The organism is Gordonia terrae (assembly GCF_051789125.1).
GTDB lineage: Bacteria > Actinomycetota > Actinomycetes > Mycobacteriales > Mycobacteriaceae > Gordonia > Gordonia terrae_A.
The window spans coordinates 3218823-3234850 of record NZ_CP196526.1 but is presented as its reverse complement, the minus strand read 5'-3'; the positions used below and the strand labels follow the sequence as shown (position 1 = coordinate 3234850).

Genomic DNA, 16028 nt, shown 5'->3' with positions numbered 1-16028 from the left:
ACGGGAATAGCACGGGGAGGAGTACGGTTGTACGCACGGGCACAACCGGTCGACCTCTCGGCGAGCGGGGTGAATCCCGACTGCGGGCGGGGTGCCGACCCCGCGACGACATCGGGCCACGTCCCACCGGGACCACACCACCTACAGGAGCATCCATGACCGTGCAGAACGAAACGGGCACAGCCACGAGCACCGGCGTCGTCCTCAGCGACGCTGCCGCATCGAAGGCCAAAGCGCTGCTCGACCAGGAAGGTCGCGACGATCTGGCGCTGCGCATCGCCGTACAGCCGGGAGGCTGCGCCGGCCTGCGCTACCAGCTCTTCTTCGACGACCGCACCCTCGACGGCGACATCACCAGCGACTTCGGCGGCGTGACCCTGGCGGTCGACCGCATGAGCGCTCCCTACGTGCAGGGCGCCACCATCGACTTCGTCGACACCATCGAGAAGCAGGGTTTCACCATCGACAACCCGAACGCCACCGGCAGCTGCGCCTGCGGCGACTCGTTCAACTGACGCGCGACCCGCGTCGAACATCTGTCAACACACCGGCCGCACCCTCCAGGGGTGCGGCCGGTGTCGTGTTTCCGGCCGGTGGGTAGCGTGGACACCTGTCCGTGAACTGACCGGGTAACCACACGAAGGGCTGTAAACGCTAGTGGCAATCGTTGTATGCGGGTCCATTGCAACCGACCATCTGATGAAGTTCGCGGGCAAGTTCTCCGAACAGATCCTCGGCGACCACCTCGAACACATCTCGCTCAGCTTCCTCGTGGAGGATCTCGTCGTCCGCCGCGGCGGGGTGGGCGGGAACATCTGCTACGCGATGGGCCAGCTGGGCGGTAGCCCCGTCCTCGTTGGCGCCGTCGGGTCCGATTTCCACGACTACCGCAAGTGGCTGGAGTCCAACGGGGTCGACTGCCGGGGCGTCCGCGTCTCGGAGCACCATCACACCGCTCGGTTCATGTGCACCACCGACGAGACCATGGCCCAGCTGGCGACCTTCTACGCCGGCGCCATGAGCGAGAGTCGCGACATCGAACTCGCCCAGGTGATCGCCGAGGTCGGTACTCCGGAGCTGGTGCTCATCGGCGCCGACGATCCGGACGGGATGATCCGGCACACCGAGGAATGCCGCACCGCCGGGATCCCCTTCGCGGCCGACCCGTCGCAGCAGCTCGCGCGGCTCGACGGTGAGCAGGCGCGCACGCTGATCGACGGCGCGGACTACCTGTTCACCAACGAATACGAGTGGGGTCTGCTCCGCCAGAAGGCCGGACTGTCCGAGGCCCAGGTCGCCGAGATGGTCGGTGTCCGTGTCACGACCCTCGGCAAGGACGGCGTCGAGATCGTCGACCGCGACGGCACGCGCATCCATGTGCCCGTCGTGCCCGAGACCGCCAAGGTCGACCCGACCGGGGTCGGCGACGGATTCCGCGCAGGTTTCCTGTCGGCCCTGTCCAAGGGCCTCGGTTTCGAGCGGGCCGCCCAGGTCGGTTCGATGGTGGCCGTGCTGGTGCTCGAGACCGTGTCCACCCAGGACTGGTCGTGGGACACCGACTCCGCGCTCGTTCGCATCGAGGGCGCCTACGGTGCCCAGGCCGTTGCGGAGATCAAGGCCGCGTTCGCGAACTGACGACACATCGACCCGGGGTGGCGGCGTGGTGACGAGTCTGACGTTGCCACCCCGAAACCGGCGTGACACCGTGGAACGGAGCCCGCGAATCGCGGGCCCCGGACGAGGGGTGCTGTACCCGGTGTGCGACAAGACGGCCCATGGGAGGCCGTCATGTCATGGTTGATCTTGGTTCTGTCAGGTGTCTTCGAAGCCGTCTGGGCAACCGCTCTGGGTAGATCCGACGGATTCACCAAGCCCGGACCCACGTCGCTGTTCGTCGTGGCGCTGGCCATCAGCATGGCCGGCCTGGCCTACGCGATGCGCGATCTGCCGGTGGGCACCGCCTACGCCGTGTGGGTCGGCATCGGCGCCGTGCTCACGGTCGTGTACGCCATGGCCACCGGCGGTCAGCCGATATCGGTGCTACGGGTGTTCTTCTTGCTCATGATCGTCGGCGGCGTGATCGGCCTCAAGCTCGCGAACTGAGGCCGCGTCGTCGGGAGAAGAAGTTCCTCGGTGCCGATCTAGACGCGGACCGGGTAGGTGTGGTCGACGATGTCGGGGACGATCGTGCCCTCGACGAAGATGCCGTGCCAGACCATGAAGATGAGCACGGTCCAGAGGCGACGGCTGTTGTCCACCACACCTTCCCGGTGCTCGTTGAGCATCGCGATCACCGCGTTCTTGTCGAAGATGTGGTCGGTCTGCGAGTTCGCGATGGTCTCGTGCGCCCAGTCGAACATCTCGGTGCCGGCCAGCCAGTGCCGAATCGGCACCGGGAAACCGAGCTTCTTGCGGTGCAGCACATGCGCCGGGACGATCTGCTCGAGCGCCTTACGCAACGCGTACTTCGTTGTCCCGTGGGCGATCTTCTCGTCGTGGGGGAGTCCCTCGGCGATCGCGAAGACCTCGGGGTCGAGGAACGGCACGCGCAGTTCGAGGGAGTTGGCCATCGTGATCTTGTCGGCCTTCACCAGGATGTCTCCGCGCAGCCAGGTGAACAGGTCCAGGTGTTGCATGCGCGCCACCGGATCCCACCCCTCGCTCATCGCGTAGATCGGCGCGGTCACGTCCGTGTGGGTCCACTCGGGGCGGTAATCCCGCAGCACCGCACGCAACCGCGCGTCGTCGAAGCTGCGGGCGTTGCCGTAGTAGCGCTCTTCGAGGGTCAGTGACCCTCGGTGCAGAAGACTCTTGCCCCGGGTGCCCTCGGGAATCCGGTCGGAGATCTTGCCCGCGGCCCGTCGCAGGGGGCGCGGTAGCCGGTCGAAAGCCGCCAGCGACAGCGGCTCCTTGTAGATCGTGTAACCGCCGAAGAGTTCGTCGGCACCCTCGCCGGAGAGCACGACCTTCACGTGCTTGCGTGCCTCGGCAGCCACGAAGTACAGGGGGACGAGAGCCGGATCGGCGACCGGGTCGTCGAGGTACCAGACGATCGACGGGATGGACTCGATGAACTCCGACGGGCCGACGACCTTCACGACGTGGCGGGCGCCGATGGCCTCGGCGGACTCGGCGGCGACGTCGACCTCGGAATACCCGTCCCGTTCGAAACCGGTGGTGAAGGTGATGAGGTCGGGGTTGTGCCGGATCGCCAGTGCGGCGATCGCGGTGGAGTCGATGCCGCCGGACAGGAACGATCCGACCGTCACATCGGCGCGCATGTGCTTGGCGACCGAATCCGCCAGCGCATCGGCTATCTCGTCGTAGCGCTTCTGGCGGGTGGCGTCGGTGACGGGGCGGACGCCGAACTGCGGGGTGAAATAACGACGCGTCGCGAGAGGGCTGCCCGGTGTCGCCGTGGCGTGGCAGCCCGACTCGAGCCGCCGGATGTCGGCGTGGATCGTCTCGGGTTCGGGGACGTACTGCAGGACGGTGTAGTGCTCGATCGCCCGGGGATCGAGTTCGGTGGACAACCCGACGCGCTCGATCACCTCGAGAAGGCTCTTCTTCTCGCTGCCGAAGACCAGTCCGCCCGGGCCGGAGGCCACGAAGAGCGGCTTGATGCCGAACGGGTCGCGCGCCAGGAACAGCGACCGGTTCTCGGTGTCCCAGATGGCGAACGCGAACATGCCGCGCAGGCGCCGGACGGCGTCGGGGCCCCAGTGGTGGAATGCCGCGACGATCGCCTCGCTGTCGCCCTCGGTGCGGAACAGCACCCCTTCGTCGCGCGCGAGCTCGGCGCGGATCTCGAGGTAGTTGTAGATCTCACCGTTGAAGACGAGCGCGTAACGGTCGGGATTCTCCGGCGGTCCCCAGCGCAACGGCTGGTGCGAGTGCTCGATGTCGATGATGGACAGGCGGTTGAAGCCGAAGACGATGTCGTCGTCGTGCCACGTGCCGGGCTCGTCGGGGCCACGGTGCCGCATGCAGTGTGAGGCCACCGCCACCGCGTCGACGACATCCGAGGCCGTTCCGTCGGAAGTCAGCAGGCCGAGCAGACCACACACGTCTTGTTCTCTCCGTTCAGTTGCCGTCCACGCACACATCCCGGCTCGCCGGGGTCGGGACCGAGTATGCCTGAAGTCCCGCGGTGTTCTCCCACCTGGCGTGGTGACCTGAACTACGCGGCGACAGGAGGGCTGTCGGCGGGTGTGAACGGGCCGTCGACACCGGCCCGCGGAGGCGGACACGGCCGGATCAAACCCCGATCACGAAAGGTTCCGCGGGTTGGTCTACGCTGCGTAGTACTAGGTGCAAGAATTGCTGTGTATCCACGGCAGGACCTTGCCCCGTGCAGGTCATGTGGCATGCACTCACCTCGGCGCGAAGGTGCCGGTGAGCGAGCAGGAAGGCGTGAAATTGGCACACGGTGGACGGCCCCGAGCGAGGCGTGTCTCATCAGCGTCGCGGACGATGAAGCGGCTGGGATTCGTCGCAGCTCTCGGCCTCGGCGCACTGCTGATGTCGGGTTGCGACGCCAGTGAGGCGATGCGTTTCGGTTGGCCCGAGGGCGTCACGCCCGACGGCAAGGAGATGGTCGACCTGTGGACCTGGTCGGTCATCGCGGCGCTGGTCATGGGCATTCTGGTGTGGGCGCTGATCTTCTGGACGATCACGTTCCACCGCGCGAACGACGCGAAGAAGGGCGTGTTCCCGCGCCAGACCGCGTACAACGTGCCGCTCGAGCTCACCTACACCGCGATCCCGTTCGTGATCATCGCCGTTCTCTTCTACTTCACGGTCATCGTGCAGAACAACGTCGAGAGCAAGAACGACGACTCCAAGGTCGTCATCGATGTGACTGCGTTCCAGTGGAACTGGAAGTTCGGCTACAACCAGGTCGAGTTCTCCGACGGCACCACCTACAACGGCTTCGAGCAGAACGGCAACCCGTTCGAGGTCCAGGCCCAGACCGGTAGCGGCGCCGAGAGCGAGCACGCCGGCGGTGGCGACCACGGTGGCGAGCACGGCGAACTCCCCGGCCCGGCCGGCGGTCGCGACGACGACATCCGCGACTACCTCAAGTTCGACAAGATCGAGACCGTCGGCTCCTCGTCGGAGATCCCCGTGCTGGTCTTGCCGACCGGCAAGCAGATCGAGTTCAACATCGCCTCGGCCGACGTCATCCACTCGTTCTGGGTTCCGGAGTTCCTGTTCAAGCGTGACGTCTTCCCGTTCCCGGCGCAGAACGCGACCGACCCGATCTTCCAGATCAAGTCGATCGACCGGACCGGTGCCTTCGTCGGTCGCTGTGCGGAGATGTGCGGTACCTACCACTCGATGATGAACTTCGAGGTCCGTGCGGTCGCCCCGGAGGACTTCGACAGCTACATCCGCTTCCGTGAGGCCAACCCGACGGCGACCAACGCCGAGGCACTCGCCTCGATCTGCCAGGCGCCGGAGTCGGTCACCACGGTGCCGTTCGACACGCGTCGCGCCACTGACGGCTCCGTCGGCGCAACGGGCAACCCGGACGATCCGACCCTCGCCAACTGCACCAAGAAAGTGAGCTGACGATGAAGATCGAGGCACGCCTCTTCGAGATGCTGACCGCCTTCTTCTTTCTGACGGGCGTCGCGTACACACTGTTCACCGGCTTCACCAGCAAGGGCATCGAGTGGGTCGGCGTCGTCGGCCTGTTCTTCGCGGCGGGCCTGACCCTCATCGCCGGCACCTTCTTCCGCTTCGTCGCCCGACGGGTCGAGATCCGTCCGGAGGACTATGAGGATGCCGAGATCGAGGACGGCGCAGGCGAACTGGGCTTCTTCAGCCCGCACTCGTGGTGGCCCATCCTGATCGCCCTCGGCGCCTCGACCTTCGCGGTCGGCTTCGCCACCGGCAACTTCTGGCTGGCGATCTTCGCGGCGTTCGTCATCATGGGCACCGCGGCCGGACTGGTCTTCGAGTACCACGTCGGACCCGAGAAGCACTGAGGTCGACGACCTCTCAGATCTGCGAGAAGCGCCCCACCGGAAGCCCGGTGGGGCGTTTCCGTCTGTGGCGTGGTCCGAACGGCGTACCCGAGATCACCGACGACCGGCGGCGACCGGGCGGTAGACCTTCAGGATGCGGTAGGCGACACGGAAGTCCGCCCGCGAGTACGACTGTTCGACCTCGCCGTCGTGCGACACGGCGACCGGCCCGTCGACGGCACGGAAGCTGAACTCGGGCACCTGCATCTCGTGGTACAGATGCGACCGCTGCAGCCTGCCCGCGGCCAGGGAACCGAGCAGGCGGACCGTGGCCCAGCGGTGGCTCGTCTCGAGGATCCGTACATCGAGGAGGCCGTCGTCGATGCGGGCGCGACGCGACGGCAAGAAGCCGCTCGGCTGGTACAGCGAGTTGCCCACGAGGAACAGCGAGGCATCGAACACCCGCCCCGCAACCTCGATCCGCACATGCGGGTCGTTACGCAGCACCTGCAGCACCGCCGCGACCGTCGCGAGCGGACGGCTGATGCGGCTCTGCAGACGGCGGCGGACGCGGACGAAGTGCGGGTGCGCACCGATGCTCGCGGTGTTCAGGATGAGCCGGGTGTCGTTGAGCCACACCGCGTCGACGCGGGACGCCGAACCCGCCTTGATCGCGTCGATCGTCGAATGCACCGAGGTACAGCCGATGTCGCGTGCGAAGTGGTTGAAGGTGCCGGCGGGGAAGACCGCGATCGGAACGTCGGCGGCGATGGCGGCGCCCGCGGCGCAGGCCACGGTGCCGTCACCGCCCGCAACGCCCAGGATCCGGGCCCTGCCCGCGGCGTTCTCGAACACCGACGCCATGTCGTCGCCGTCGTCGAGTTCCACGATCTCCGCGGCGGGGAGGGCCTCGCGGATGGCGTCGAGCACACGTCTGCCCCGCCCGTCCGCGGACCCCGGGTTCACCACGACGACCAGACCCGCGCCGTCGGGATCGGGAGCCACCTCGACGACGCTGGGCGCGGCGGGCGACAGGAAGGGTTCGCTGATGGGTGGTACGACGCGGGCGCCGAGAGTGGCGACCGCAGCGCCGATGCCGAGTCCCGCGGCGACATCGCCGGGGTAGTGGGCGCCCGTGGCCACGCGCGACAGGCCTACGAGTCCGGCCAGTGCCGACAGCAGCAACCCTGCGGGGGCGCTCTCGACCGCGACGCCGACCGCGAACGCCGCCGCGCTGGCCGAGTGTCCGGACGGCAGCGAGTTGGACGTCGGGCTGCGATGACCGAGCCGAGGGCCGGGGATCAGTGCGGTGGCGGGGCGGCTTCGGCGTCGAATGCGCTTGGCGCCCTGGTTCACCACGACACTCGTCACCGCGAGCGATGAGATCCCCCGGGCCGCCCCGCGTTGCAGCGAGGGCCGCCCCGACAGAGCGAGACCCGCGGCGATGGCCATCCAGAGCTTCGAATGGTCGGCGGCGCGGGACAGCGCGGGCATCGACGCGTCGAGGAGTGGACTGGGCGAGCGGGCGATCGAGTCGTAGACCTCGGCGTCGAGAGTGCCCATCCCACGGGTGATCTGGGACAGACCGGAACTTCGGGGGCGAAACGGGCGCATGGCGTCCACGGTGCCACATCGACGGCGGCCGAGCGGGGCGGGGGAGGGGAGCGCCGAACCCGGCGTCGTGAACGCACCCGCCACGAACACAGCGGGCCGTCGTGCACCGGATGGTGCTCGACGGCCCGCTGTGGGTCGTACGTGGAACTCGTGCCGAGAGACCTACTCGGTGAAGGGATTACCGCCCTTGGCCTGCAACTCGCGGAGTGCCTTGCGCTCGCCGGCCTCGATCTCGTGCTCGAGTTCGACATTGCGCAGCTGCTCGTCGAGCGGGTCGGCCGTGAGGATCGAACCGGTACCCGGTGCACCCGCGGAGCCGAGCTTGTTCATCCGCTTCGGCAGTGCCGCACCCTCGTAGGGGAGCGGGATCGGGTGTCCGTGCGAGTCGAGCGGGCCGAGAGGCTGGTGGACCTCGATGTACTCACCCTGCGGGAGACGCTTGATGATGCCGGTCTCGATACCGTGTGCCAGGACCTCACGGTCGCTGCGCTGCAACGAGACCGCCCAGCGGTACGCGATGAAGTAGACCAGCGGCGGCAGGATGATCAATCCGATGCGGCCGATCCACGTGGTCGCGTTCAGCGAGATGTGGAACTTGAACGCGATGATGTCGTTCATACACGCGATCGTCAGCAGGATGTAGAACGAGAACGCCATCGCACCGATCGCCGTGCGCACCGGGGTGTCACGCGGACGCTGCAGCAGGTTGTGGTGCGCATCGTCGCCGGTGAGCCTCTTCTCGATCCACGGGTAGGCGAACATCACGCCGAAGATGATCGTCATGATCAGCACGACCCAGTTCGACATCGGGACCGTGTAGTTGCCGAGGTACAGCTCCCATGCGGGGAACAGACGTATCAGGCCGTCTGTCCACATCATGTAGATGTCCGGCTGCGATCCCGCGGACACCTGAGCCGGGTTGTACGGGCCGATGTTCCAGACCGGGTTGATCTGGAAGACGCCCGCCATGACGGCCAGGACACCGGTGACGAAGGCGAACATGGCGCCGGCCTTGGCGGCGAACACCGGCATGATGCGGACGCCGACGACGTTCTTCTCCGTGCGGCCGGGGCCGGGGAACTGCGTGTGCTTCTGGTACCAGACGAGCGCGAGGTGCGCGCCGATCAGTGCCAGGATGATGCCCGGGAACAGCAGGATGTGCAGCACGTACAGGCGCGGAATGATGATGTCGCCGGGGAAGTCTCCGCCGAACAGCGCCCAGTGAATCCAGGTACCGACCACGGGGATACCGAGCACGATGCCACTCATGGCGGCGCGGACGCCGGTGCCCGACAGCAGGTCGTCGGGGAGCGAGTAGCCGAAGAAGCCCTCGAACATCGCCAGGATCAGCAGCAGGCAGCCGATGATCCAGTTGGCTTCGCGGGGACGACGGAACGCACCGGTGAAGAAGATGCGCGCCATGTGGATGATGATCGACGCCGCGAACAGCAGAGCCGCCCAGTGGTGGATCTGGCGGACGAACAGGCCACCGCGGATCTCGAAGGACAGATCCAGCGTCGTCTCGTACGCCTTGGTCATCAGGACGCCGTTGAGCGGCTGGTACGCACCGTCGTAGACCACGTGGGTCATCGACGGGTCGAAGAACAGCGACAGGTAGACGCCCGAGATGAGCAGGATGATGAAGCTGTACAGCGCGATCTCACCCAGCATGAACGACCAGTGGGTGGGGAACACCTTGTTGATCTGGCGACGCATACCCGCGGCGAGGTGATACCGCGAGTCCATTTCTTCGGCTTGCGTGCCGATCCGTTCGGCGATGGTCATGACTTACGCTCCCAGAATGCCGGTCCGACGGGCTCGATGAAGTCGCCTGCCGCAACGAGGTAACCCTCGCTGTTCACCGTGATCGGCAGCTGTGCGAGTGCACGGGCGGCCGGACCGAAGATCGGCTTGGCGTACTCGAGTGCGTCGAACTGCGACTGATGGCAGGGACACAGGATGCGGTTGCTCCGCTGTTCGTACAGCGAGGCGGGGCAACCGAGGTGGCTGCACACCTTGGTGAAGGCGAAGTAGTCACCGTAGTTGAAGCTCTCCTGACCCTTGCGCTTGACCGCGCGGGCCGCGTCCTCGGGACGCAGGCGGATGAGCATGACGGGGTTGCGGACCTCGTGGAGGCCCTCCATCAGCTTGTGCCGGGAGTGCTCGCTCTCACCGAAGCCGTCCGAGCGACGCCACGGGAAGACGGTTTCCATACCGCCGGCGTCGAGATCCTCCGGCCGGACCAGGGCGACCTGGTACGGGTTTCCGGTGTCACGACGCAGGTAGATGGTCTCGTTGGGCGCGTCCTTCGGGTTGTAGATCGGCGACCAGCCCGAGTGCCACAGCGGCGAGTCGGGGCCCTCGGCCCACGGGTTCTTGATGAAGCCGCCGAGGAAGGCGACCAGGCCGGTGACGGCGAACGCGCCGAGGCCGAAGCCGGCCGAACCGATGATCATCTTGCGACGACCGAGGGTCGAGGTGGTGCCCGTGTCCTGCAGGAGACCGACGATGGTCTTCTTGTCGACCTCGGCCGAACCGCCGTCGTGCCGGTCCTGCACGGAGATCTCGGCCGGGATGAATTTCTTGGTGATGAGGATCATCGCGATGCCGATCGACAGCACCGACAGACCGAATGTCACGCCGAGCAGCGGCGTGTTGAAGGTGTACCACCAGTAGTCCGGATCGTCCGGCAGGGCGAATTCCCAGTGGTTGAACAGGAAGATGCCGAGGCAGGCGAGTGCGGAGATGCCGGCGATGGTGAACCAGACGGCGACCTGACGCTCGGCACGCTTCTCGACCTTGGTGCCGGGCACGGTGTAGCGCTCACTGCGGTGGATGATCTCGACGCCGTCGAGATTGGTACCGAGTTTGACGAGCTCCTCGGTGCTCATCGCCTCGAGTTCGTCCCGCGACGGGCCGTCGTTCTTATCACTGGCGCTCATGCTCGAGATCCCATCCACATGGCGCCTGCGACGATGGCGATGACGCCCACGAACCACATGACCATGCCCTCGCTGACCGGGCCGAAGCCGCCCAGTCCCAGTCCGCCACTGGGCTTTGCCTCGGTGGCGTACTTGACGTAGGCGATCACGTCTCTTTTTTCTTCCGGATCCAGCTGACGGTTCGAGAACTTGGGCATGTTCTGCGGACCGGTCAGCATCGCGGTGTAGATCTGCGCCTCACTGACACCGTCGAGGTTGGGCGCGTACTTACCCGAGGACAGGGCGCCGCCACGGCCGGTGAAGTTGTGGCACGACGCGCAGTTCAGACGGAACAGCTCGCTGCCTCGTCCGATGCTCTCGCCGCGCAGTTCGCCCTGCGCGATGGTGCCGTCGGCGTTGCGCGGGACCTGGGGTCCGCCGCCCTCGGCCTGGATGTAGGCGCCGAGCTGGTCGATCTGCTCGGTGGTGAACTTGGCGGGCTTGCGCTGTGCCTGTGCCTCGCCTCGTGCCGCGGGCATACGACCGGTCGACACCTGGAAGTAGACGGCGGCGTCGCCCACGCCGAGCAGTGCGGGACCGCGGTCGGGAACACCCTGCAGGTTGGAGCCGTGGCAGGTGATGCACGAGGTCTCGTAGAGCTTGCGCCCGTCGTCGATCATCGCGGCGTTGCTCTCGTCGGCGACCGCCACCTGGGGCTCGGGGGTCAGTACCGAGGCGAGCACGCCTGCCATGACGAGGCCGGCCAGCAGCACGATGGTGCCGCCTGCGCGTCGGCGGAGCTTGCGTCGTGCCTTGGCGCGGCGGCCGGCGTCACTTGCCGAGGAGTGTCGGGCCGATGCATCGGGTCCGACCTCGGTGCCGCTATCCGACGGACGCGGTGGAGATGAACTCATCTGTGACTCTCTACTAAGCGGGACGGACTGGTGTTCGGAGCGAGCTGCGCTCTGTGTTCGGGGAGCGGACCGCGCCGGGTGTTGCGGTTCGCGCTGTCGCCGGTGTCATCGGATGAAGTAGATCGTGACGAACAGCCCGATCCAGACGATGTCGACGAAATGCCAGTAGTAGGAGACAACGATTGCGGCGGTTGCCTGCGCCGGGGTGAACTTCGACAGCTTGGTGCGGATGAGCAGGTACACGAACGCGATCAGACCGCCGATGACGTGCAGGCCGTGGAAGCCCGTCGTCATGTAGAAGACCGAGCCGTACGCGCTCGACGCGAGCGTCGTGCCGTGCTCGATCAGGTGGTAGTACTCGTACGCCTGGCCGCACACGAAGAAGGTGCCCATGGCCAGGGTGAGTACGTACCAGCGGCGCAGGCCGAAGACGTCACCGCGCTCGGCGGCGAAGACGCCCATCTGACACGTCACCGACGAGAGGATCAGCACCGTCGTCACCGGGATGGCGAGGGCGAGATTCAGCTCGGTCGGTGGCGGCGGCCATCCCACCGCGGAGTTGGCACGGGCGACGAAATACATCGCGAAGAGGCCAGCGAAGAACATGAGCTCACTGGACAGCCACACAATCGTGCCGACGCTGACCATGTTGGGCCGGTTCAGCGAGTGCACGCGCGAGGTGATGGCTGTTCCTGAGGTACCTACAGCGCTTGTCACAAGTGAAGTATGACGGTTCGTAGTAAGCGGTGGCCACCCGGGTCGGAAATTGACCTCGATCAATTCTCCCGGTGCAGGTCCAGGGCCTGCCAGAGGGTCCTCGGCGTGTCCTCCGAAGCCGCTGTGGGGCCGCGCTGGCTACGGTGTGTTCATGTCGAGTTCGGCCTTTCCCGGGCGTCGGGATCTGAACGGGCGCGTCGTCGCGCAGGGGCGCCTGGCGCGGTTGCGCTCACGGCTGCGGGCGGGCACCGAGCCGGGCCCGCTGTCGCTGGACGACGAGGTCGTCGAGGTGGTCGGTTCCGAGGACGATGCCGTGGCCAGTTCCACGGCGCTCGACGCGTCGTCGTGGCGTCCCGAGGACGAGGCGATCCTGCGTCATCACCTGGAGATCCCGTCGGAACGGGTCATCGAGGCCGCCGGCGTCGCCGCCCTCGACGGGTACGAACGGGTCGACGACGAGCGCTGGGGGCCTGCGCCCGCCCCGCGCGCCGACGGGCTGGTCGTACTGGTGGTGGCCCGGGTGCAACTGGTCGACGCCATGCATCTGTCGCAGGAGAGGTCGCGGATGGCCAGCCTGGGTTCGCGGCACGGCGGGGTCGCGCGCGGGTGGGCCGTCCTCCAACGTCCGCCGGGCTGAGCAGGCACTAGGCTCTCTGGCTGTGAGCACCGCACAGTCCGCCTTCACCTGGCCACAGATCCTCGGCAAGATCACCGACCGCTTCGACCTCGACGCCGAGGAGTCGGCGTGGGCGATGAACGAGATCATGACCGACAGCGCGACCGGTGCCCAGATCGCCGCATTCGGCGTCGGGGTGAAGATGAAGGGCGCGGCTCCCGCCGAACTGATCGGTCTGTCGCGGGCGATGCTCGACCACGCGACCCTCGTCGAGGTCGGTCGTCCGGCCGTGGACGTCGTCGGGACCGGCGGGGACCGCTCGCACACGGTGAACATCTCCACCATGACCGCGATCGTCATCGCGGCGGCGGGTGTGGCGGTGGTCAAGCACGGCAACCGCGCCGCGTCGTCGAAGAGCGGCGGCGCCGACGTCCTCGAGGCGCTCGGCGTGGACATCTCGCTCGACGCGGCCTCGGTGGCGCGGTGCGTCGACGAGCTCGGCATCGGGTTCTGTTTCGCGCCGGTCTTCCACCCCGCGTTCCGTTTCACCGGACCGCCGCGCAAGGAGATCGGGATCCCGACGGTCTTCAACGTGCTGGGGCCGCTGACCAACCCGGCGACGCCGTCGCGGGGCCTCATCGGATGCGCGTTCGCCGACCTCGCCCCGGTCCTCGCCCGGGCTTTCGCGGAGCGCGGCAGCTCCGCGCTGGTGGTCCGCGGTGACGACGGACTCGACGAGCTGACGACGACCACGACCTCAACGGTGTGGCAGGTGGTCGCGGGCGAGGTCACCGAGCTCAGTCTCGACCCGACCGAACTCGGGATCGCCCGCGTCGAACTCTCGGCGCTGCAGGGAGGCGATGCGACCGCCAACGCGGCCATCGCGCGGGAACTGCTGGCGGGGACCACCGGTCCGGTCCGCGATGCGGTGCTGCTGAACTCCGCGGGAGCGATCGTCGCCTTCGAACAGGAGGCCCCGATGAACTCGGCGCAGTTGACCGACGCACTCGGGATCGCGAAGGAACGAGCGGCCCGGGCCATCGACAGCGGCGCGGCGGCATCGCTGCTCGATCGGTGGGCGGCGCTCAGCAAGTCTCTCGCCGCGCCGGCCTGACCGTGGAACGGCGCTGAGCGCCGAAATGCAAGGGGCGCAGCGTGATCGGCGTCAGTTCTCGCCGATGGAGAAGCCGCCCTCGACATCGGAGCTCGAGTAGCTCCGGAATGCGATGTGGGTGGCACTCTTCAGCACACCCGGCAGCCGGTTGATCTTGCCCGTGACCACCGTGGCGATCTGCTCGTGGTCGCGGACGCGGATCTTCGCGATGAGGTCCACATCGCCCGCGCAGGAGTACACCTCTTCGACACCCGTGATGTCGGCGACGGCCTGTGCCGTCTCCGGGATGTGGTGGATGTCGGCCTGGATGAGGACGATGGCGGTGATCATGGCGCAAGCCTAGTCGGCGGCGATCAGCTCGCCCGTCGTGTCCGCGGGCGCACCGAACGGGCGTCGTGGGCGGACTGCGACCAGCAGAGCCGACGCTCGGCCGAACCGGCCGGCAGTGCGACCGGGTCGGTCGTCGACACGATTCGCGCCCCCGGTTCGGTCATCCAGCGATAGATGAGGCCCACCTCCTCCGCGGGTGCACCGCGCAGCGGCCCGGGGCCGGGGATGACGGTCTCGGCGGCGGCGATGAGGGCGTCGACGACCGCCATCGGCGCGACGCCGCGTCGGGCCCGTCCTGCGGCGGCGAGACGTCCGTGGCGGACGACCGCGAACTGCCACCCGTGTTCGCCGTCCGATCTGGCGATGACGATCTCGGCGATCGAGCACAGGGCGCCGAGGCGCTGACACCGCGCGAGGGTGTCGATGGTGAGGGCCAGGCGGTCGCGGTGCCGGGCCGCGGTCTCGAACATGTGCGCCTCGGCGAGGTCGGTGAGGCGTTCGGTGAGGCCGTCGAGCAGATCGTCGGCCTCACCGCGCATGAGGCGTCGTACGGCGGTGACGCGTGGCAGGTAGTCGGGGACGGTCTGGGGTTGCGCCGACGACGCGCGACACGAACCCGGTTGGCCGACACCGTCGGCGGTGGCGCACCAGTGATACCCGCGGGCGCCGGATCGTGTGGTGCACGTACGCAGTCCGGCGGCAGCCGCGATGACGTCGGCCACCGTCGCCGCCCCGGCGCGATTGCCGACCGGCCCGACGGACTCGTCGGTGGGTGTGCGGCTGACCTTGAGGCGCGGGAAGCGTTCCTCTGTCAGCGTGACCCACCAGCCCCTGTGCGGCTGAGTGGACCGGCGGTTGTAGGCGGGCGCGTGTGCGGCGAGCAGCCGCAATTCGCGCACCGCGGCCTCGAGTGCGTGGGAGCACTCGACCACGTCGACGCGTTCGGCGAGCAACACCATCTCGGCGATCCGACGGCGCGGGTCGTTCCCGGTGAAATAGGAACGGACGCGGCGACGGAGGTCGACGGCGGTCCCCACATAGAGGACTTCGTTCGACGGCCCGCGGAAGAGGTAGACGCCGGGGCGGGCGGGAACGTGGTCGGCGAGGGCGCGCTTGGCCCGCAGCCGGGGGTTGGCGCGCGGCAGATAGGACGTCAGCTCGCCGACCGTGGCGATGCCCTGGTTGCCGACGCGTTCGAGTAGACGATGAAAGACCTCGACGGTGGCGCGAGCGTCGTCGAGTGCGCGGTGGGTGGGCCGGACCGAGACGTCGAAGAGGTCGGCGAGGGCGCTGAGCTTGACCGTGGGGGCCTCGTCGCGCGACAGGATCCGACGGGCCATCGTCACCGTGCACAGGCTCAGGCTGAAGGTCCAGGGCAGCTGTAACCGAATCGCGTTCTGGCGCAGGAATCCCATGTCGAAGCGCGCATTGTGTGCCACCAGGATCGAACCCCGTGCGAACTCGAAGAACGAGGGCAGCACCGATTCGATGCGTGGTGCGTCGGTGAGCATCGCGGTGGTGATGCCGGTGAGGGTGACGATCTGCGGAGGTATCGGGCGTCCTGGATCGACCAGTGTGGCGAACTCGCCGATGACCTCTCCGCCACGGATCTTGACCGCGCCGATCTCGGTGATCCGATCGCGTGCGGGGTCCGACCCCGTGGTCTCCAGGTCGACGACGACGAGTGTGGTGTCGAACAGGGATCGATCGCTGAACTCGTTCGACGAGTCGCCCGCGGCACCCTGATCGGCGGCCTCGAGGTCGGCGAAGGTCAGCTGGCCCGCAGTGGAACCCGCCACGCTGGTCTGCGTCACGGGGCGAACACTAGTT

15 protein-coding genes and 1 riboswitch are annotated in these 16028 nt (G+C 67.4%); of the genes, 7 read left to right on the top strand and 8 right to left on the bottom strand.

Translation table 11 applies throughout. The annotated features are described in order from the left end of the window. The first annotated feature begins 155 nt into the window (after positions 1-155). From ACSUZC_RS14590 to ACSUZC_RS14580, 3 genes are all read left to right on the top strand, one after another. The gene (locus ACSUZC_RS14590) at positions 156-515 is read left to right on the top strand and encodes a HesB/IscA family protein (protein WP_439029241.1); all 360 of its coding nucleotides are present in this window, start codon (positions 156-158) and stop codon (positions 513-515) included. A gap of 142 nt (positions 516-657) precedes the next feature. Continuing rightward, a complete protein-coding gene (locus tag ACSUZC_RS14585) occupies positions 658-1635 on the top strand; it encodes a carbohydrate kinase family protein (RefSeq protein ID WP_439029240.1) in 978 nt (325 codons plus the stop codon). Between the two features lie 76 nt (positions 1636-1711). Further along, a riboswitch (guanidine-III (ykkC-III) riboswitch) is annotated at positions 1712-1778 on the top strand. 10 nt (positions 1779-1788) lie between these two features. Beyond that, on the top strand, positions 1789-2103 hold the full coding sequence (locus ACSUZC_RS14580; RefSeq protein ID WP_439029239.1) for a DMT family transporter: 315 nt from the start codon (positions 1789-1791) through the stop codon (positions 2101-2103). A gap of 38 nt (positions 2104-2141) precedes the next feature. Here ACSUZC_RS14580 and asnB read toward each other — a convergent pair whose 3' ends face one another. Further along, entirely contained in the window at positions 2142-4067 is a 1926-nt protein-coding gene (asnB, locus tag ACSUZC_RS14575; protein ID WP_439029238.1) for an asparagine synthase (glutamine-hydrolyzing), read from the bottom strand. A 406-nt stretch (positions 4068-4473) separates the two neighbouring features. Here asnB and ctaC point away from each other — a divergent pair, with 406 nt between their 5' ends. Together ctaC and ACSUZC_RS14565 are read left to right on the top strand one after the other, a co-directional pair. Further along, a complete protein-coding gene (ctaC, locus tag ACSUZC_RS14570; RefSeq protein WP_439029237.1) occupies positions 4474-5574 on the top strand; it encodes an aa3-type cytochrome oxidase subunit II in 1101 nt (366 codons plus the stop codon). 2 nt (positions 5575-5576) lie between these two features. Beyond that, entirely contained in the window at positions 5577-5993 is a 417-nt protein-coding gene (locus ACSUZC_RS14565) for a cytochrome c oxidase subunit 4 (RefSeq protein WP_238423401.1), read from the top strand. A 93-nt stretch (positions 5994-6086) separates the two neighbouring features. On the opposite strand, the gene ACSUZC_RS14560 is transcribed toward ACSUZC_RS14565, so the two are convergent. The 5 genes from ACSUZC_RS14560 to ctaE all read right to left on the bottom strand — a co-directional run bounded on the left by ACSUZC_RS14560 (position 6087) and on the right by ctaE (position 12138). Beyond that, on the bottom strand, positions 6087-7586 hold the full coding sequence (locus ACSUZC_RS14560) for a diacylglycerol kinase family protein (protein WP_439029236.1): 1500 nt from the start codon (positions 7584-7586) through the stop codon (positions 6087-6089). Between the two features lie 162 nt (positions 7587-7748). Beyond that, positions 7749-9371: a cytochrome bc1 complex cytochrome b subunit gene (qcrB, locus tag ACSUZC_RS14555; RefSeq protein ID WP_439029235.1), complete on the bottom strand. Its 1623-nt coding sequence runs from the start codon at positions 9369-9371 to the stop codon at positions 7749-7751. Beyond that, positions 9368-10528: a cytochrome bc1 complex Rieske iron-sulfur subunit gene (gene qcrA, locus ACSUZC_RS14550; protein WP_439029234.1), complete on the bottom strand. Its 1161-nt coding sequence runs from the start codon at positions 10526-10528 to the stop codon at positions 9368-9370. Before qcrA ends, qcrB begins: the two co-directional genes overlap by 4 nt. After that, positions 10525-11421: a cytochrome bc1 complex diheme cytochrome c subunit gene (gene qcrC, locus ACSUZC_RS14545; protein WP_439029233.1), complete on the bottom strand. Its 897-nt coding sequence runs from the start codon at positions 11419-11421 to the stop codon at positions 10525-10527. Before qcrC ends, qcrA begins: the two co-directional genes overlap by 4 nt. A gap of 105 nt (positions 11422-11526) precedes the next feature. Continuing rightward, positions 11527-12138, bottom strand: a complete 612-nt coding sequence (ctaE, locus tag ACSUZC_RS14540) for an aa3-type cytochrome oxidase subunit III (protein WP_439029232.1) — start codon at positions 12136-12138, stop codon at positions 11527-11529. Positions 12139-12289: 151 nt separating this feature from the next. Here ctaE and ACSUZC_RS14535 point away from each other — a divergent pair, with 151 nt between their 5' ends. Both ACSUZC_RS14535 and trpD read left to right on the top strand, forming a co-directional pair. Continuing rightward, positions 12290-12775: a hypothetical protein gene (locus tag ACSUZC_RS14535; protein WP_439029231.1), complete on the top strand. Its 486-nt coding sequence runs from the start codon at positions 12290-12292 to the stop codon at positions 12773-12775. Between the two features lie 22 nt (positions 12776-12797). Then, positions 12798-13868 carry an anthranilate phosphoribosyltransferase gene (trpD, locus tag ACSUZC_RS14530; RefSeq protein WP_439029230.1) on the top strand — a complete coding sequence of 357 codons (1071 nt, stop codon included), beginning with the start codon at positions 12798-12800 and terminating at the stop codon, positions 13866-13868. Positions 13869-13919: 51 nt separating this feature from the next. Here the strand turns inward: trpD and ACSUZC_RS14525 are convergent, their stop codons facing one another. Next, positions 13920-14198: an Lrp/AsnC family transcriptional regulator gene (locus ACSUZC_RS14525; protein WP_439029229.1), complete on the bottom strand. Its 279-nt coding sequence runs from the start codon at positions 14196-14198 to the stop codon at positions 13920-13922. A gap of 23 nt (positions 14199-14221) precedes the next feature. Next, the gene (locus ACSUZC_RS14520; protein WP_439029228.1) at positions 14222-16012 is read right to left on the bottom strand and encodes a DEDD exonuclease domain-containing protein; all 1791 of its coding nucleotides are present in this window, start codon (positions 16010-16012) and stop codon (positions 14222-14224) included. Positions 16013-16028: the final 16 nt, after the last annotated feature.